We start from the raw sequence: 16961 nt of genomic DNA, 5'->3' as shown, positions 1-16961 counted from the left end.
CACAGGCGGGCGAAGACCGAGAGGAGGGCCGGATGCCGGCCAGGTCGAAGGACGCGCCCGGGACACCGTGGAGCCGCCCCGAGCGCCCCCGGCGCGAGCAACCGGCGCTCAGCCGGGCCCAGATCGTCGCGGAGGCACTCGCCATCCTGGACAGCGACGGCATCGAAGCCCTGAGCATGCGCAAGCTCGGCGCCCGCCTCAACGCCGGCGCCACCTCGATGTACACCCACGTCGCCAACAAGGACGAACTGCTCGCCCTGGCCGTCGACGAGGTGTTCGGCAAGATCTGGATCCCGGCGGTCACCGACACGAACCCGGCGGACTGGCGCGCCACCGTCGCCGAGTGCGCGGGCAGCGTGCGCCAGGTCATCCTGCGCCACCCGTGGATGGTGTCGGTGATCGGCGACCTGGGGCTCGTCTACTTCGGGCCGAACTGGATGCGCCTCTCCGAGGCCCTGCTCACCTTCCTGGAGGCAGCCGGCTTCACCCCGATGGAGGCCAGCGACGCGATGAGGGCCCTACTCGGCTACGTCATCGGGACGGCCAGCGTGGAGGCCTCCTGGCTGAGCGCACTGGCCCGGCACGGCCGGGAGGAGCAGGGCTGGATGGACGAACTCCTGCCCGCCATCATCGAGGCCACCCGGGACTTCCCGCGCCTGCACCGCCTCTACACCACCGACGCCAACGGGGTGACCGACGGCTCCCGCGACAGCGGCTTCACCAACGGCATCCGGCTGATCCTGGACGGCATCGAGGCCACTCGGCAGGCCCGGCCTGCCAGTTGATGGGGCGTCACTTCCGACTCGGCGCCCGGGCCCCGACGTAGCCCGGCCCCGGACCGACCGCGCCGCCCGCACCACCGACCGGGCCGCCGGGGCGGCTGGCCGGTGGTGCGGGCGGCGCGGTGGTCCACAGCACCCTCCGGTCAGCCCAGGGCCGCCACCCCGGCGGCCGGAGCCGCGCCGGCCAGCGGCGGGCGCAGCGAGGCCGTGCCCAGGCCGGTCGGGCCGAGCGGCACCGTGGCGGGCGCGGGCAGTTCCTCGACCGCCGCCCCCGCCCTGAGCTGCCGCTCCGCGCCGAAGTGCCGCAGCAGGTCCTCCTCGCGGTACCGGCGGCAGTCCCGGTGCCAGACCAGGATGCCCGCGAGCCAGTTCTCCAGCTCCTTCACGTACCCGTCCAGCAGCTCCCGCGCTTCCGGCTCCAGCGCGAAGTCGTCGTACAGGACGGGGAGTTCCTTCGCCGCGACGTGCTGGAACTGGTCCAACCGGGAGTGCATCAGGTCGTCGACGATCCGGACCGCCGACGGGTAGTCGCAGTTGAAGAAGTTCTGCACCACCAGGACGGCGTTGTGCACCTCGCCCTCGTACTCGACCTCCTTCTGGTACGAGAACAGGTCGTTCATCATGCACGCGTAGTCCGCGGCCGAGTTCTCCAGCGAGCGCATCGAGCCGTGCTCGTGCACCCCGGGCGGCACGGCCTTCCCGTGGGCGAGCCGGCTCAGGCTCATGGTGAGGTCGGAGCCGAAGGTGGCGCGGCGCATCTCCAGGTAGTCCACCGGGTCCGGAATCCGGTTCTGCACCTGGTTGTTGAGCTCCCAGATCCAGCTCGCGGTCATGTCCTCGACGGTCTGGCGGAACTTCCGCCGGGCGTCCGCCGTCATCGGGCCGGCGGTACGCTCCCAGATGTCGGCGAGGCCGCGTTCCAGGGCGTTGGCGGGCTCGGGCGCGGGGCTGCCGTCCACCGGCATGAACAGCGGGAGCCGCTCGTTGGCGAGCTTGGCGCCGACCAGGTCGCGGGTGCGTCCGAAGACCACCGGGTAGTAGTCGTCGGCCCAGGTCCCCCAGGCCAACCAGGCTGAGGAGACGTCGAGTTGGTCTGCGGTGGCGTTCGGGTGGATGCCGGCCGCGCAGAGCGGGAGGTCGTAGTCCCGCATGGACGCGGCGTCCCAAATGCCGGATCCGGGGATGCCGGGCTGCTCCGCCAGCAGGCCCATCCGCTCGGCCCACTCGATCACCCGCTCCCGCGCGCCGCCCAGGTGCGGGTTCAGGGTGGCCTCGAACGGCAGCTTGAACTCGGGCAGTCGGGACGGTCCGACGGGCTGGTACGGCAGGTGGCCGTGCGACCGGGCCCGCCGGACGGCCGGTCCGACGCCGCCCGGGCCGACCGGACTGGCCGCAGGTCCACCGCCGCCCATCGCCCCGCTGCGCAGGATGTCCAGCGCCGAGGTGCCCACCCCGCCGATCGCGAACGGGTCCCACCAGTTGCCGGCGCCGGGCAGCGCGCCGCCCGTTCCCGCCGCGACGCGGCCGCCCGAACCGGCCGCCGCACCACCGCCGTTCATGTACCGGCTGGAGCGCATGTGCCACTCGTGGCCGCCGGACTGCCAGTCCTGGAGGCCCTTGACGTACGCCAGCACCCGGGCGCGGCCCTCGGGGGCGAGCCCGGTCTCGGCGAACAGCACGGGCAGTTCGGTGAACACGGTGTTCTCGAACTGCTGGAGCCGCGAGGTGAGCAGGTCGTTGACCGCCTCGGCGGCCTCCTGGGTGGAGCACTCCAGGAACTTCTCCAGCACCAGGATGCCGTTGCTCAGCTCGCCCTCGTCCTCCACCTCCCGCTGGTAGGAGAAGATGTCGTTGCGCAGGTGCACGCCGTCCGAGAAGGCGTCCATCAGCACCCGCAGCGCGCGCGAGCCGGAGACCTCCTTCGGGACCTCGGCGCCGGCCGCGTACTCGACCAGTTGGGCGGACCAGGGCGCGCCGCCCACCTTGCGGCGCATCTCGATGTACTCGACCGGGTTGGAGATCCGGCCGGCGTTGATGTTGGCGAGCTCCCAGAGCGACTCGTTGAGCAGGTTGCGGGTGCTCTCGGCGAAGCGGATCCGCCAGTCCTCGCCCATCACCGGCACGGTGCGCCGCCACAGGTCGGCCAGGCCCGCCTCGACCGGGTTCTCCGGCTCCGGCATCGGGGTGGCCGGGTCGGCCGGCATGAACAGCGGCAGCCGGTCGAGGTGCGCCTTGCCGGCCTCGCGGTCGTTGCTGCGCTTGAACATGTCGAGGAAGTGGTCGTCGAAGAAGAAGACCCACACGTACCAGTCGGTGACCAGCGAGAGCGCCTCGGCGGAGGCGTCGGGGTGGGTGTAGGCGCAGAGCAGGCCGTAGTCGTGGGCGTCCAGGTCGGCCTGGTCCCAGATGCCGGAGCCCTCCAGCATGCCCATCTCCCGTGCCCAGACGGAGGAATGGGCCCGGGCCTCGTCCAGATGGGGGTTGAGGCGTGCCGGGTGCGGCAGGTAGAAGGACGGCAGTTCGAACGGCTGGGTCACGGCGGGCGAGCCTTTCTGGACGCGTCGATTGCACCAAGAATGGCCCGCCGGCAGGGCGCCGCACCGGCGCAACGGAAACAGTCATACAAGATGACCAGCCGCCTCCAACCTGCCCGCGCCGCCCTCCTCTTCGCCGCCCGACGCGGGCAAAAAGTACTCCGCCGGCTCTCCCGACCGCCGGATCGGGTGTCTCAGGCGGTCGCTCCGCCAACGAACAAGCCAGCTACGCCAAGGCCCTGGAACACCAAGACTTCCCCTGCTACGGGCGTGTTGACCGCCTCCGCCCCCGCCCCGTCCACCAGACTGGGCGCCGACCCGACGTCAACTCCGAGGAGGGCAAGCCCATGAACGTCACCGTCCGGCTCGCACAACAGCCCGAGGCCGACGAACTGCTCGGACGGAGTGCGCTGGCCGCGCTCGTCGGCATGTTGCTTGACCAACAGGTGCCGATGGAATGGGCGTTCACCGGTCCGCTGACCATCGCCCAGCGGCTCGGACGCAACGACCTGGACGCCCGGGAGATCGCCGTGTACAACCCGGAGGAGTTCGTCGCCCTCCTGTCCGCGAAGCCCGCCGTGCACCGCTACCCGGCCGCGATGGCCAAACGGGTCCAGCAGCTCTGCCAGTTCCTGGTGGCGCAGTACGACGCCGACGCCGCCGCGCTCTGGAAGGACACCCGCACCGGCAAGGAACTGCTCAGCCGCCTCAACGCCCTGCCCGGTTTCGGCAAACAGAAGTCGCAGATCTTCCTGGCCCTGCTCGGCAAGCAGTACGGCGTGCGGCCGGAGGGCTGGCGCGAGGCGGCCGGAGCGTACGGCGAGGAGGGCGCGCACCGCTCGGTCGCCGACATCACCGGGCCCGAATCCCTCGACCTGGTACGGGAGTTCAAGCAGGAGATGAAGCGCGCCGCGAAGGAGGCCAAGTCCGCGGCGAAGACCACGACCCGGACGACGGCGGTGAGCACGGCCGGGGCGCGCTGAAAGCCGGTCGCCCGGCCGGCCCCGCCGGGGGCCGTTGCCGAGCCGCCGAGGAGTCCACCGCCGTACGGTCCATGGCCTCCCAGGATGCGTCGAGGGCCCCGGTCGCGCCGCGCGACCGGGGCCCTCAGCAGTGCCCGTCAGGCCAGGACGGGCTCCCGCTCGTCCGTCGGATCCGCCGCACCCGCCGTCGCCGGCGCGTCCACCGCACCCACCGCATCCGCGCCGGCCGGCGCGACCGCCTTGCGCCGCGGCAGCGCGAACATCAGCAGGAACACCACCAGCAGCGCCCCCGCGACCCACCACATCGCGTGGACGAACGCCCCGCCGAACGCGGTGCCCATCGCCTCCGGCGCGACCACGTCGTCCATCGCCCCGAAGAAGGCCACCGACACCAGCGCGAGCCCCAGCGCGTTCCCCATCTGCTGGACGGTGTTGATCAGCCCCGACGCCGAACCGGCGTGCGCGCGCGGCACCTCCGCCAGGATCGCGTCGGTGATCGGCGCGACGATCAGGCCCATCCCCAGGCCCATCACCACCAGCGGCAGCGCCATCTGCCAGGGCGCGATCGCCGTCCCGTACCGGTCCGCCTCCCAGATGTACGTCAGCACGCCCGCCGCCATCACCAGCGCGCCGGTCTGGAGCACCCGGCGTCCGAACCGGGGCACCAGCTTCTGCACGGACAGCCCGGCCGCGGCCGAGACGGCGAGCGAGAACGGGATGCCGGTGGAGCCGGCCTTGAGCGGGCTCCAGCCGAGGCCCAGCTGCATGTACAGCGTCCAGACCAGGAAGAAGATCCCGCAGACCACGCCGAAGGCCAGCTGCACGCCGATGCCGGCCGCGAAGCTCTTCACCCGGAACAGCGACAGCTCGACCAGCGGCGAGCCGTCCCGCCGCGTCTTGGCCTTCTCGTACGCCACGAACAGCGCGAACACCACCAGGCTGCCGGCCATCGACAGGTAGCCCCAGAGCGGCCAGCCGGCCTCCCGCCCGTGCGTCAGCGGGTAGATCAGCATCAGCAGGCCGACGCTCGCCAGCGCCACCCCGACCAGGTCCAGCTTGAGCGTCCGCTCGGCCTTCGACTCGTCAATGAAGCGGCGCCCGAGCAGCAGCCCGGCGATGCCGACCGGCAGGTTGATCAGGAAGATCGGGCGCCAGGCCAGGCCGAACAGGTCCCACTCGGTGAGCAGCGCGCCGATCAGCGGCCCGGAGACGGCGCCCAGCCCGACCACCGCGCCGAACATGCCGAACACCTTGCCACGCTCCTCCGCCGGGAAGGTCGCGTGGATGATCGACAGCACCTGCGGCACCATCATGGCCGCCGTGCCGCCCTGGAGCACCCGCATCCCGACCAGCATCTCGGGGCCGGAGGCCAGGCCGCACAGCGCGGACGCCACGGTGAACCCGCCGATGCCGATCAGGAACAGCCGCTTGCGGCCGTAGATGTCGCCCAGCCGGCCACCGGTGATCAGCCCGATCGCGAAGGCCAGCGCGTAGCCGCCGGTGACCCACTGGATGGCGCTGAAGGAGGCGCCGGTGTCCTCCTGGATGCTGGGGATGGCGATGTTGACGATGGTGACGTCCACCAGGTCCATGAAGGAGGCGACCATCACGATCGCCAGCGCGATCCACCTCCGTCGGTCCGCGTCCGCGGTCTTCATTCGGTACTCCTCATTCGTCCTGCTCGTCCTGCTCGTCCTGCTCGCGCTGCTCGCACTGCTCGTCGGCACGTCCACGAGGGTACGGGGCATGTAGGTCAGATCCTGTCCCAGTTGTCCGGCATCCTGGACGGCATGACGGACACCCCCGCACGGCTGCTGAACCTGCTGTCCCTGCTGCAGACCCCGCGCGAGTGGCCCGGCAGCGAACTCGCCGAACGGCTCGGCGTCAGCCCCCGGACGATCCGGCGCGACATCGACCGGCTGCGCGACCTCGGCTACCCGGTGCAGGCCACCATGGGCGCGGTCGGCGGCTACCGGCTGGTCGCGGGGACGGCGATGCCGCCACTGCTGCTGGACGACGAGGAGGCCGTCGCCATCGCGGTCGGACTGCGGGCGGCCGCCGGGCACGCGGTGGTCGGCATAGAGGAGGCCTCGGTCCGCGCCCTCGCCAAGCTGCTCCAGGTGCTGCCGGGCCGCCTGCGGCACCGGGTGGGCGCGCTCAACACCGCCACCATGCCACTGCTCACCGGCGACGGCCCGACCGTCGACCCGGACGACCTCACCGTGCTCGCCGGTGCCGTCACCAACCGGGAGCGGCTGCGCTTCGCCTACCGGGCCGGCGACGGCGCCGAGACCAGACGCAACGTCGAACCCGAGCGGCTGGTCTCGGCCGGCCGCCGCTGGTACCTGGTCGGCTACGACCTGGACCGGGACGACTGGCGGCTCTTCCGCGTCGACCGCCTCAGCGAACCCCGCGCCACCGGCGCCCACTTCACCCCGCGCCCGCTCCCGGCCGAGGACGCCGCCGCGTACGTGGCGGGCAAGCTGCGCCGCCAGTCACCGGCCCGCGCCGTGGTCGCCACCATGCACGCCCCGGCCGCGAACGTCCGGCGGCACTTCGACCGGGGCGACTCCGAGATCGAGCCGATCGACGAGCACCGCTGCCGGCTGCGCTCCCGCACGGACTCCCTGGAGTGGACGGCGGTACGGCTGCTGACGCTGGACTGCGAGTTCGAGGTGCACGAGCCGCCGGAGCTGATCACCCACCTGCGCACCCTGGCCGCCCGCGCCGACCGGGCCACCCGCGCGGGCGGCTAGGGCCCGCCCGGCAGGATCCGCCCGGCAGGCCCTAAGCCTCGATCCGGTACCAGCAGTCCCCCGCGCGGAACCACAGCGCGCCGTCCCGGCCGTGCGCCCGCACCCGGTCGAGCGCGCCGGGCACGCTCAGCTGCCGGCGCCGGGTCCGCTTCCACTCCTTGCCGATCAACTGGTACCAGGTCAACTCTCCGCCGCTGGACAGGAAGACGCCCTGCCCGCCGTGGACCGCGAAGCCGACCGGCAGCCGGACCGGGCACGGCACGGTGGTCGACGGCCGGTCGACCGCGTCGATCCGGGTGAGGTGGCTGACCGACGGGCTCGGGTACCAGGCCAGCCAGGCGCTCCGGCCGTCGGTCGCGCCGGCCAGGCCCTCCAGCGGGTAGGACGGCAGCTTGTCCGGGCTCCACACCACCCGGCCCCGGGTGTCGGCGGCCCGCAGCCCGGCGGCCGCCATCGGGTGGTCGCCGTAGATGCCCTCGTCCCCGTAGGCCATCCAGATCCGGCCGTCCCGGTCGGTCACCAGCACCCGGACGTCGTCACCGAGGGCGAGCTCCCGTTCGAGCGCCCCGTCCGCGCCGTAAACGGCCGCGTTGGGCAGCCACTCCTCCCCGTCCTGCTCGGCCCGGTACCCGGCCAGCAGCACCCGGCCGCCCGGCAGCAGCCCGAGGTGGTCGGGCGAGCAGGAGACACCGGACAGCGGCACCCGCCACTCCCCTTGCGGGGAAACCACGACCACCTCGCCGTCGAACGGCAGCCGGACCGGCGGCCAGGATCCGGCCGGCGCCAGGTACCGCTCCGGCACCACCAGGAGGGCCAGTTCCCCGGCCGGCCCGACCGTCCAGGCCACGGCCCTGCGACCGGCCGACCGGTCCTCCTCGGGCAGCCGCCAGACCTCGACCGGATCGTGGCCCACCGTGCTCAGACCCCGTACTCGGCGGTGAGCAGCGCCCGCCCCAGCGTGTGGAAGGTCAGGTGGAAGCCGATCTGGGCCGCCGGGGTGTCGGCGGAGACGTCCAGCTTCTCGACGTCCAGGGCGTGCACCGCGAAGACGTACCGGTGCGGGGCGCCGGGCGGCGGGGCGGCGCCGTCGTACTGGTGGCCGGGGAAGTCGTTGCGGCCGTGGAAGGAGGCCGCGCCGGGCAGGTCGTCGTCCGAGGAGCCGGCGCCGCGCGGCAGTTCGACCGTGTCGGCGGGCAGGTTGAGGGCGAGCCAGTGCCACCAGCCGGAGCCGGTGGGCGCGTCCGGGTCGTAGCAGGTGACGGCGATGCTCCGGGTGCCCTCGGGCAGCCCCGACCAGGCCAGCTGCGGCGACCGGTTGCCTCCGGCGTGGCTGAACTCCCCGTCCAGTGTGCCGCCGTCGGCGATGTCCTGGCTGGTCAGGGGGAAGGACGGCACCTGCGGCAGGAAGTCGTACGGCAGCGGCGGGCGAACGCTCATGGGGTGGTCACCTCTCAACGGGCCGTGGACGGCCTCGGGCTGAAGGACGCTGAAGAACACGGTCCGACGGGCACGGCCTGTCGGACACGGTCTGTCGGACACGGCTCACTGTAGTGGGGTGCCCGTCCGGTCCGGCCGCCCCAATCCGGTCGCCCCTCATGCGGGCCCGGTCCGCTCAAATCGCCAGGTATAGACCAATCCGGCCCCTGCGGCTAGCGTGGACAGCGCACCCGCCCCCAGCTCCGGAGCCGCACCGTGGAGTCGTCCGTCCTCGCCTTCGCCACCGACCTGCTCGACGAGGGCGCCGACACCTTCTTCGGCAACCTCACCGACCGCGCCGGGGTCGGCGGCGTCACCCTCGCCTCGGTCTACCACGAGGCCCGGGACGTCTTCCCGCACAACCCCCGCCGGGTGATCCGCTACCTGGAGCCCGGCGCGGCCTACTTCCGCCCCGATCCGGCCCGCTGGCGGGGCCGCCGGCTCGCGCCCGCCCCGTCCACCGCGATCGGCGACCGCGACCCCTTCGCCGAGGCCGCCGCCGAGACCCGCCGCCGGGGGCTGAAGCTGCACGCCTGGACGGTGTTCTGCCACAACGACCGGCTCGGCTTCGCCCACCCGGACTGCGCCCCGGCCAACGCCTTCGGCGACCGCCACCTCACCGAGCTCTGCCCGGCCGCCCCGGAGGTCCGGGAGTACGCGCGGACCCTGGTCGCCGAGCTGGCCCGGTACGGCGTGGACGCGGTCCGGGCCGAGTCCCTGCACTTCCACGGGCTGCGCCACGGCTACCACCACGAGCGCTACTTCGAGGAACTGGGCGCGGGCGCCGAGGCGCTGCTCGGCATCTGCTTCTGCCCGCACTGCCGCGCCGCCGCCACCCGCGCGGGCGTCCCGGCGGAGGAGGTCGCGGAGGCCGTCCGCACCGAGCTGCGCCGCCGGCTGGCCGACGAGGCGGCCGCCGCCGAGCCCGCCGACCTGAGCGCGCTCGCGGACGGCGCCCTGGCCGCCTACCTGGACGCCGCCACCACCACCGTCACCACGCTGGCCGCCGAACTGACCGAGGAGGCCCGGCGCCACGGCATGCGGCTGAGCTTCATGGACGGCGCCGGCCCGGGCAAGGGCTGGCTGTCCGGCATCGACCTGCCCGCGCTCGCCAAGGCGACCGACCAGATCGAGACGCTCGGCTACGCGAAGACCCCGGAGGCCGTCCGGGAGAAGATCGCCGCGTTCGCCCTGCACGGCGTCCGCCCGCAGGACATGGCGGTGATCCTGCGGCCGATGGCCTCGGACTGCGACGGTCCGGCGAACCTCGCCGCCAAGATCGCCACCCTGCGCGAACTGGGCGTCCCCGAGGTCGAGTTCTACAACTACGGCCTGATGCGGCTGTCCTCGCTCGACCGGATCGGCGCCGCCCTGGCCGGGTAGGCACCGCGGGGCCCGGCCGCTACCGCCGCCGCTTGGACGTCCCGAACAGGCTGCGCGAGATCTCCTGCCCGAGCTGCTTCCCGGCCGAACGCGCCAGGGACTTCACCGTCGGGTTGCTGAGCAGCGAATCGAGCAGCCCGCCCGCCCCCTTCGGCTCCTCCCGCCGCGGGGCGGGCTCCCGCTCCTTCGGCACCCTGGCCGGTGCGGCGGCCTCCGGCCTGGGCGCCCGCGCTGCCCGCGCCGCCAGCTTCTCGTACGCCGACTCCCGGTCGATCGCGTCCCGGTAGCGCGCCGTCAGCGGCGAGGCGTCGACGACGGCCCGCAGCGCGCCCGCCTCGATCGGCCCCATCAGGGACTGCGGCGCCCGCAGCCGGGTGGCCGCGACCGGCGTCGGCGCGCCCTTCTCGGAGAGCACCGTCACCACGGCCTCGCCGGTGCCGAGCGAGGTGAGCACCGCGCCGAGGTCGTAGGAGGAGCGCGGGAAGGTCGAGACGGTGGCCTTGAGCGCCTTGGCGTCGTCCGGGGTGAAGGCGCGCAGCGCGTGCTGCACCCGGTTGCCCAGCTGCGCGAGCACGTCGGAGGGGACGTCGCGCGGGGATTGGGTGACGAAGAAGATGCCCACGGCCTTCGAGCGGATCAGCCGGACGGTCTGGGTGATGGCCTCCAGGAAGGCCTTGGAGGCGCCCTTGAACAGCAGGTGCGCCTCGTCGAAGAAGAACACCAGCTTGGGCTTGTCCAGGTCGCCGACCTCGGGCAGTTCCTGGTAGAGGTCGGCGAGCAGCCACATCAGGAAGGTGGAGAACAGCCGCGGTCGGTCCTGGACGGCGGGCAGTTCCAGCACCGAGACGACGCCCCGGCCGTCCGGGGCGGTCCGCAGCAGTTCGGCGGTGTCGAACTCGGGCTCGCCGAAGAACGCCCCGGCGCCCTCGTTCTCCAGCAGGGTGAGCGCGCGCAGGATCACCCCGGCGGTGGCCGACGAGAGACCGCCGATGGTCCTCAGCTCCTCCTTGCCCTCGGGCGAGGCGAGGAAGGCGATGACGGCGGTGAGGTCCTTGAGGTCGTACAGCTCCAGGCCCTTGGTGTCGGCGTAGTGGAACACCAGGCTGAGCGAGGACTCCTGGGTCTCGTTCAGGTCGAGCACCTTGGCGAGCAGCAGCGGCCCGAAGCTGGTGACGGTGGCGCGGATCGGGATCCCGGCGCCCTGGCCGCCGAGCGAGTAGAACTCGACCGGGCAGCCCTGCGGGCTCCACTGCTGTCCGACCTCGGCCGCGCGGGCGGCGGTGCGCTCGCTCGGCGCGCCGGGCGCGGCGACGCCGGAGACGTCCCCCTTGACGTCGGCGAGGAACACCGGCACGCCCTGGGCGGAGAGCTGTTCGGCGATCAGCTGAAGGGTCTTGGTCTTGCCGGTGCCGGTGGCGCCGGCGACCAGCCCGTGCCGGTTGAGCACCCCGAGCGGGATGCGCACCTGGGCGTCCGGGTAGGCGGTGCCGTCCAGCAGCACCGCGCCGAGGTCGAGGGCGGGCCCGGTGAAGGCGTACCCGTCGGCGATCTCCCGGACGGCCGACGGGGTGAGGGCGGAGGACATCGGGGCACTCTCCTGGGCGGTGCGGGGAGGCGGGGCGGGCCCGGAACCCGGTCCCGGGCGGGCCGTGTCCCGATCGGAACCCGGCGATGTTCGCGACATTTCCCATCAAACAGCCGCAATCGCCCTCCCGCAGCTCACACCCGAGCGCGTGGCGGCGTCGCGGCGGCTGCGCCATCCGCCGCCCAAACGGTAGGCTTTCCGTGTGATCTTCAAGCGCATCGGCAATGGGCGGCCGTACCCGGATCACGGCCGGACGAGCACCCGACAGTGGGCTGACGTCGCCCCACGCCCGGTGCGGCTCGACCAGCTGGTGACCACCAAGGGGCAACTCGACCTCGAAACCCTGCTCGCCGAGGACTCGACCTTCTACGGGGACCTCTTCGCGCACGTGGTGAAGTGGCGCGGCGACCTGTACCTGGAGGACGGACTGCACCGGGCGGTGCGGGCCGCACTGCAGCAGCGCCAGGTGCTGCACGCCCGGGTCCTCGAAATGGAATGACGGACCCTCTGCACGGGCTCCTGGACCGCCCCCTCGCCACCCGGCGGAGGGCGGTCCGCGCGTACCCGGGTACCTCCTTTCGGGTACCGGCGTACTCCAGATGATGATCATTTAGTACCTTCGCAGCCGGACGGCACTACGCTGCTGACTACGGCCGCGACCAGGGGATCCGCCCGCACCACGGGATCCACTCGCACCAGCCGATCCGTCATCCCGACCCCGCCCTGGCACGAGGGGGAGACAAACCGTGAGCATGTTGACTCCCCAAGGCCTCAAGGGGAAGCAGTACCGCGTCACCGGCAACGCCTATCCACGACTCGGCCGGCCCCCGAGGAAGAGCCGCAAGGTGATCTCCGGGCTCGCGAGCCTGCTCGCCCTGGCCCTGATCGGCCTCGGTGGCGTCCAGCTCTACGACATCTTCAGCGGGAAGAACAAGAACTCCTCCGCCCAGGCCTGCGTGACCCCGTCGGGCAAGCCGCTGGCCGCCCCCTCCCCGGGCGCCACGCCCGGTGCGCCCACCGGCTCCGGCGCGCCCGCCGCCCCGGGCGACCCGCACGCGATCCCGCAGCCGGCCGGCGTCACGGTGAACGTCTACAACGCCACCACCAAGGGCGGCCTGGCCGGCCGGACCGCCGAGGAGCTCAAGAAGCGCGGCTTCACCATCGGCAAGGTCGGCAACGCCCCGGCCGAACTGGACAAGAAGGTGCCCGGCACCGCCCAGGTGATCGCCGGCCCGGCCGGCGCCGGCGCCGCCACCCTGCTCGGCTCGCAGATCGCCGGGGCCACCACCACCGCCGACGCCCGCACCGACGGCACCGTGGACTTCGTGGTCGGCGACAGCTACAACGCCCTGCTGGACGAGACCCAGGCGGCCGCCGCCCTCGCCCTCGCGACCAAGCCGTCCCCCACCCCGACCGCCACCGGCAGCTGCTGAGGCCGGTCGTCCCGCGCAACAGGAGAGCCCCCCGGCACCGCGCCGGGGGGCTCTCGTCCGTTCGGGGGATCCGCTCAGCCGGCGGTGCCGTACAGGCGGTCGCCCGCGTCGCCGAGGCCGGGCACGATGTAGCCGTTCTCGTTGAGCCGCTCGTCCAGGGCGGCGGTGACCACGGTGACCGGCAGGCCGGCCAGCTCGCGCTTCATCACCTCGACGCCCTCGGGCGCGGCCAGCAGCACCACGGCGGTGACGTCGGTGGCGCCGCGCTCGATCAGCATCTTGATCGCCACGACGAGGGTGCCGCCGGTGGCCAGCATCGGGTCGAGCACGTAGACCTGGCGGCCGGAGAGGTCGTCCGGCATCCGGGTGGCGTAGGTGGAGGCCTCCAGGGTCTCCTCGTTGCGCACCATGCCGAGGAAGCCGACCTCGGCGGTCGGCAGCAGTCGGGTCATCCCGTCCAGCATGCCGAGACCGGCGCGCAGGATCGGCACGACCAGCGGGCGGGGGTAGCTGAGGCGGGTGCCGAGCGTGACCGCCACGGGGGTGGTGATCTCCACCTCGTCGGTGCGGACGTCCCGGGTGGCCTCGTAGGCGAGGAGGGTCACCAGCTCGTCGGTCAGGCGACGGAAAGTCGGCGAGTCGGTGCGCTCGTCGCGCAGGGTGGAGAGCTTGTGGGCCACCAGGGGGTGGTCGACGACGTGGAGACGCATGTATCGAGGTTAGCCCGGGTCTGCACGCCTGTACGACTCGCCGCGTGCCGACCGCCCCGTCGCCGGGGTGCACCCGGCCGTATCGAGCCGTGACGCCCCGCGAATGTCCGGACGGAAGCGCCTCCTGTGGTATCAACCGGGCTGATCTGGGAATGTCACGTCTTATGACGAGCAACCCGAACGCCGGGGACGGCTCGGCGGACGAGCCCGCAGGCCGGTCGGGCAATCGCCCCGGCCCGCCACAGGACCCCCCGGAGACCGAGGCGGACCGCCGCAGGCGGCGGGCCGTCTTCCTGCGCGAGCTCACCGAGGCCCGCGAACTCCGGGAGCGGGTCCAGCCCCGGCGGACCAAGGAACGGCGGATGCGCGAAGCCATGCGGATGCGAACCTTCCGGATCTGACGAGGATCCGCAGCGGTTCCGGCGCGGCTCCCCCCGCGGCTCCCCCCGCGGCTCCCCCCGCAGCTCCGCCGACCGGCCGGTCCGGATCCGGCGGGCCCCGGGCGGTGGCGCCGGCGCCACACCGGCCGCCGGCCGGCCCTTCCGACACGACCTGCAAAGACGCGCTGCCGAACACCCCCCGCAAGGGCGGGCTTTCTGTCACGATTCCGATGGGACGGTCCGAACGAGCGGACCGCCTCTGGCGCGGGGGCGGCCAGATTTTCGCGTTGCCCGAGCGCGCCGACAGCCGAGACCGAGATCTTGGGAGTGTCCCTGGTGGCGTACTTCGCTGCAGTGCTTGCTCGCACCGAGGACGGGTGGGATGTGAGCGAGACGGAGCTCGACGACGTCGAAACCCTCGCCGACCTGACCGAACTGGCCCGCGACTCCACGCAGGACGACGACAGCGTCCTGATCTTCATCGAACAGGAGGACGCCTGGTTCGCCATCGTCCGGGTGGACGGCGAGGAGGACCCGCGGATCTTCGTGTCCGACGGCGCCGCCGCCGCCCGCAGCTCCTACGGCTCCGTCCTCACCGACGAGCTGGTCGACCAGGCCGGTGAGAGCGAGTTCGGCGACCTGGACCACCTGGTCGTCGAGCTGGAGGAGGACGAGGAGGCGCAGGAACAGGACGAGGACGCCCGCAGCGGTGTCCCGGTCGGCCCGCTCGGCGACGCCCACCTGCTCACCGAGTTCGGCCTGGCCGCCGAGGAGCTGCTCGCCCTCAGCGGCGAGGGCGCCGTCCCGGGCGACGCCCTGGAGGAGATCGCCGAGGCCCTCGGCTGCGGCGAGGTCCTGGAGGCGGTCCGGTAGCGGGCAGTGACCAGGCCGGTGACCAGGCCAGTGCCCACCGCCGGATACCCGACACTGGATGCCATGCAGTCCGCATCCGCCCCGCAGGCCGTCCCCCGCATCGCCCCCCTGCCCGCCCCCGTCCGCCCCGACCCGGTCCGCGACCGCTGGGCGGCGCCGATGCGCCTCGCCATCGCCGAGGCCGCCCTGGCGCCGGCCACCGGCGACGTCCCGGTCGGGGCGCTCGTCCTGGGCCCGGACGGCGAGGTGATCGGGCGCGGCCACAACGAGCGCGAGGCGGTCGGCGACCCGACCGCGCACGCCGAGGTGGTCGCGATCCGGCAGGCGGCCGAACGGATCGGGGAGTGGCGGCTCAGCGGCTGCACCCTGGTCGTCACCCTGGAGCCCTGCACGATGTGCGCCGGCGCCATCGTGCTGTCCCGGATCGACCGGGTGGTCTACGGCGCCCTCGACGAGAAGGCCGGCGCGGCCGGCTCGCTCTTCGACGTGATGCGCGACCGCCGGCTCAACCACCGCCCCGAGGTGGTCTGGGGCGTCCTCGCCGACGAGTGCGGCGAGCAGCTGCGCGAGTTCTTCGAGTCCCACCGCTGACGTCCGGCGCCGACTTCCGCCGCCGGGTCCCCCGCCGGCCGCCCGGCCCTATGGATTTCGTCACCGCGCACCCGTCCGGTAGAGTTCCCCTCGGTAGCGTGTCCGAGCGGCCAAAGGAGCACGCCTCGAAAGCGTGTGTGGGGGCAACTTCACCGTGGGTTCGAATCCCACCGCTACCGCTGGAAAGCCCGAAGGCCCGTCCGATCCGGACGGGCCTTCGGCGTTTCCGCGCACCCTCGAACGCGAAAAGGGCTCCGTACTCCGGGCTGATGACCACCAACGCCCGGAGAGTACGGAGCCTGGAAAGGGGGAGCGGCTCGGGGGGACGACCGCTCCCCCGGCGGAGTCCCACAACCGGCGCCGCGTCGGGGGGAAGCCGCGGCGCCCGGTCCCACAGCGGGGAGCTCCGGATCCACGCACCGGGGATTCCTGCCAGATCCTCGGCACGTCTTCCATCCTGCCGCCCGGGCCGCTTCCGGGCATCCGGAGAAAGGCCCCACTCACGGGGACCTTCGTCCCGCCGGGCGAACGCGTCGCACACTTGATAGCCCGTCCGATGGATAAGCTGCTTCCGCAGGGCCGCTCGGGGATCCGGATGGCGGCGGCCCACAGCAGGAGAGGACGACACCCGATGGCGCAGGCGAAGAAGATCGGCATGGCCCTCCTGCTCATCTTCGTCCTCTACTCGATCATCAGCTCGCCGGCCCGCTCCGCCCAGCTCGTCCAACTGGGCTTCGAGGGCATCTCGAACGCGGCCAAGGCGGTCGGCACCTTCATGACCGGACTGATCAAGTGAGCGCTCCGCTCGCATAGGGCCCGTCGTCCCGCCCCGGCGCACCGGCTACGGTGTGCGGGACCCTCTGTCCCCGTCCGCGAGGAGCGGCAATCGTGATCCGGCATCTGGTCCTGTTCAAGCTCAACGAAGGCGTCCGCAAGGACGACGAGCGCGCGCTCGCCGGCGCCAAGGCGTTCGCCGAGCTGGGTTCGCTGATCCCCGAGCTGCGCGAGTGGGAGTGCGGCTGGAACACCACCGAGCGGGACATCGCCCACGACTACGCGATCAACAGCCTGGTCGAGGACCGCGACGCCCTGCACGCGTACCTGACCCACCCGGCCCATCAGGCCGCGGCCGGTCAGTGGCGCGAATTCGCCACCTGGGTGATCGCCGACATCGAGGTCTGACACCCGAGGCACCCGGGTCCGTCCCTCGGACGGCCCGCCGCGCCCCGTCCGGCCACCGGACGGGGCGCCTTGCTCCGCCCCGGAACGATCCGTGCGGCGCCTGGGCGGGAAGCCCGGTGAAGCCCCGATGCCGCACCAACACACCTCCGCCGGGTGCTTGCCCGACCTGCGCCCGCCTTGTGATGCTATGACCGGTTTTGCCGGACATGGCGAGGTGGTGAAGCAGCCGCGACACCCGATCCGCAGGGCCCTTCGTTATCGACTGAGGGAGGGGTGACGTGTCCGACGAGGTA

General features: G+C 72.8%; 17 protein-coding genes and 1 tRNA gene. 12 read left to right on the top strand and 6 right to left on the bottom strand.

Going from position 1 to position 16961, the window contains the following annotated elements:
- The first annotated feature begins 32 nt into the window (after positions 1–32).
- Positions 33–785, top strand: a complete 753-nt coding sequence (locus A6F73_RS17340; protein WP_063348641.1) for a TetR/AcrR family transcriptional regulator C-terminal domain-containing protein — start codon at positions 33–35, stop codon at positions 783–785.
- Between the two features lie 140 nt (positions 786–925).
- Here A6F73_RS17340 and A6F73_RS17335 read toward each other — a convergent pair whose 3' ends face one another.
- A complete protein-coding gene (locus A6F73_RS17335; RefSeq protein ID WP_079135763.1) occupies positions 926–3319 on the bottom strand; it encodes a terpene synthase family protein in 2394 nt (797 codons plus the stop codon).
- A gap of 344 nt (positions 3320–3663) precedes the next feature.
- Between A6F73_RS17335 and A6F73_RS17330 the strand changes: the two genes are divergently transcribed.
- Positions 3664–4299 (top strand): HhH-GPD-type base excision DNA repair protein, encoded by a 636-nt coding sequence (locus A6F73_RS17330; protein ID WP_063348640.1) that lies wholly within the window; start codon positions 3664–3666, stop codon positions 4297–4299.
- Positions 4300–4436: 137 nt separating this feature from the next.
- On the opposite strand, the gene A6F73_RS17325 is transcribed toward A6F73_RS17330, so the two are convergent.
- Positions 4437–5957, bottom strand: coding sequence for an MFS transporter (locus A6F73_RS17325; RefSeq protein ID WP_079135762.1), 1521 nt, complete (start codon positions 5955–5957; stop codon positions 4437–4439).
- A gap of 132 nt (positions 5958–6089) precedes the next feature.
- Between A6F73_RS17325 and A6F73_RS17320 the strand changes: the two genes are divergently transcribed.
- Positions 6090–7055: a YafY family protein gene (locus A6F73_RS17320; protein ID WP_063351277.1), complete on the top strand. Its 966-nt coding sequence runs from the start codon at positions 6090–6092 to the stop codon at positions 7053–7055.
- A gap of 31 nt (positions 7056–7086) precedes the next feature.
- Here A6F73_RS17320 and A6F73_RS17315 read toward each other — a convergent pair whose 3' ends face one another.
- On the bottom strand, positions 7087–7968 hold the full coding sequence (locus tag A6F73_RS17315; protein ID WP_079135761.1) for a hypothetical protein: 882 nt from the start codon (positions 7966–7968) through the stop codon (positions 7087–7089).
- Between the two features lie 5 nt (positions 7969–7973).
- Positions 7974–8492, bottom strand: a complete 519-nt coding sequence (locus A6F73_RS17310; RefSeq protein WP_063348638.1) for a YbhB/YbcL family Raf kinase inhibitor-like protein — start codon at positions 8490–8492, stop codon at positions 7974–7976.
- Between the two features lie 255 nt (positions 8493–8747).
- Between A6F73_RS17310 and A6F73_RS17305 the strand changes: the two genes are divergently transcribed.
- Positions 8748–9914: a hypothetical protein gene (locus tag A6F73_RS17305; protein ID WP_063348637.1), complete on the top strand. Its 1167-nt coding sequence runs from the start codon at positions 8748–8750 to the stop codon at positions 9912–9914.
- Between the two features lie 19 nt (positions 9915–9933).
- Here A6F73_RS17305 and A6F73_RS17300 read toward each other — a convergent pair whose 3' ends face one another.
- Positions 9934–11499 carry a helicase HerA-like domain-containing protein gene (locus A6F73_RS17300; protein WP_063348636.1) on the bottom strand — a complete coding sequence of 522 codons (1566 nt, stop codon included), beginning with the start codon at positions 11497–11499 and terminating at the stop codon, positions 9934–9936.
- A 202-nt stretch (positions 11500–11701) separates the two neighbouring features.
- Here A6F73_RS17300 and A6F73_RS17295 point away from each other — a divergent pair, with 202 nt between their 5' ends.
- Together A6F73_RS17295 and A6F73_RS17290 are read left to right on the top strand one after the other, a co-directional pair.
- Complete coding sequence (locus A6F73_RS17295) at positions 11702–11998, top strand: type II toxin-antitoxin system VapB family antitoxin (RefSeq protein ID WP_063348635.1); 297 nt, start codon at positions 11702–11704, stop codon at positions 11996–11998.
- Between the two features lie 253 nt (positions 11999–12251).
- A complete protein-coding gene (locus tag A6F73_RS17290) occupies positions 12252–12932 on the top strand; it encodes a LytR C-terminal domain-containing protein (RefSeq protein ID WP_208869181.1) in 681 nt (226 codons plus the stop codon).
- Between the two features lie 74 nt (positions 12933–13006).
- Here the strand turns inward: A6F73_RS17290 and upp are convergent, their stop codons facing one another.
- A complete protein-coding gene (gene upp / locus A6F73_RS17285; RefSeq protein ID WP_063348633.1) occupies positions 13007–13642 on the bottom strand; it encodes a uracil phosphoribosyltransferase in 636 nt (211 codons plus the stop codon).
- A 164-nt stretch (positions 13643–13806) separates the two neighbouring features.
- Between upp and A6F73_RS17280 the strand changes: the two genes are divergently transcribed.
- The 6 genes from A6F73_RS17280 to A6F73_RS17260 all read left to right on the top strand — a co-directional run bounded on the left by A6F73_RS17280 (position 13807) and on the right by A6F73_RS17260 (position 16668).
- Positions 13807–14043, top strand: a complete 237-nt coding sequence (locus A6F73_RS17280) for a hypothetical protein (RefSeq protein ID WP_063348632.1) — start codon at positions 13807–13809, stop codon at positions 14041–14043.
- Positions 14044–14358: 315 nt separating this feature from the next.
- Complete coding sequence (locus A6F73_RS17275) at positions 14359–14895, top strand: tRNA adenosine deaminase-associated protein (RefSeq protein WP_063351275.1); 537 nt, start codon at positions 14359–14361, stop codon at positions 14893–14895.
- Positions 14896–14958: 63 nt separating this feature from the next.
- A complete protein-coding gene (tadA, locus tag A6F73_RS17270) occupies positions 14959–15486 on the top strand; it encodes a tRNA adenosine(34) deaminase TadA (RefSeq protein WP_063348631.1) in 528 nt (175 codons plus the stop codon).
- Between the two features lie 92 nt (positions 15487–15578).
- Positions 15579–15665 (top strand) — tRNA-Ser (locus tag A6F73_RS17265).
- A gap of 452 nt (positions 15666–16117) precedes the next feature.
- Positions 16118–16282 (top strand): hypothetical protein, encoded by a 165-nt coding sequence (locus A6F73_RS42215; protein ID WP_167745863.1) that lies wholly within the window; start codon positions 16118–16120, stop codon positions 16280–16282.
- A 92-nt stretch (positions 16283–16374) separates the two neighbouring features.
- On the top strand, positions 16375–16668 hold the full coding sequence (locus A6F73_RS17260; RefSeq protein WP_063348630.1) for a Dabb family protein: 294 nt from the start codon (positions 16375–16377) through the stop codon (positions 16666–16668).
- The last annotated feature ends 293 nt before the right edge of the window (positions 16669–16961 follow it).

The organism is Streptomyces sp. MJM8645, from assembly GCF_001625365.1.
Classification (GTDB): Bacteria; Actinomycetota; Actinomycetes; order Streptomycetales; family Streptomycetaceae; genus Kitasatospora.
This window is presented reverse-complemented; position numbering and strand designations above follow the sequence as displayed.

Excerpts from the sequence above, each read along its gene's own strand:
- A6F73_RS17330 (WP_063348640.1), top strand. The coding sequence starts at position 3,664 with ATGAACGTCACCGTCCGGCTCGCACAACAGCCCGAGGCCGACGAACTG.
- tadA (WP_063348631.1), top strand. The coding sequence starts at position 14,959 with ATGCAGTCCGCATCCGCCCCGCAGGCCGTCCCCCGCATCGCCCCCCTG.
- A6F73_RS17320 (WP_063351277.1), top strand. The coding sequence starts at position 6,090 with ATGACGGACACCCCCGCACGGCTGCTGAACCTGCTGTCCCTGCTGCAG.
- A6F73_RS17280 (WP_063348632.1), top strand. The coding sequence starts at position 13,807 with ATGACGAGCAACCCGAACGCCGGGGACGGCTCGGCGGACGAGCCCGCA.
- A6F73_RS17325 (WP_079135762.1), bottom strand. The coding sequence starts at position 5,957 with ATGAAGACCGCGGACGCGGACCGACGGAGGTGGATCGCGCTGGCGATC.
- A6F73_RS17340 (WP_063348641.1), top strand. The coding sequence starts at position 33 with ATGCCGGCCAGGTCGAAGGACGCGCCCGGGACACCGTGGAGCCGCCCC.
- A6F73_RS17290 (WP_208869181.1), top strand. The coding sequence starts at position 12,252 with ATGTTGACTCCCCAAGGCCTCAAGGGGAAGCAGTACCGCGTCACCGGC.
- A6F73_RS17300 (WP_063348636.1), bottom strand. The coding sequence starts at position 11,499 with ATGTCCTCCGCCCTCACCCCGTCGGCCGTCCGGGAGATCGCCGACGGG.
- upp (WP_063348633.1), bottom strand. The coding sequence starts at position 13,642 with ATGCGTCTCCACGTCGTCGACCACCCCCTGGTGGCCCACAAGCTCTCC.
- A6F73_RS42215 (WP_167745863.1), top strand. The coding sequence starts at position 16,118 with ATGGCGCAGGCGAAGAAGATCGGCATGGCCCTCCTGCTCATCTTCGTC.
- A6F73_RS17310 (WP_063348638.1), bottom strand. The coding sequence starts at position 8,492 with ATGAGCGTTCGCCCGCCGCTGCCGTACGACTTCCTGCCGCAGGTGCCG.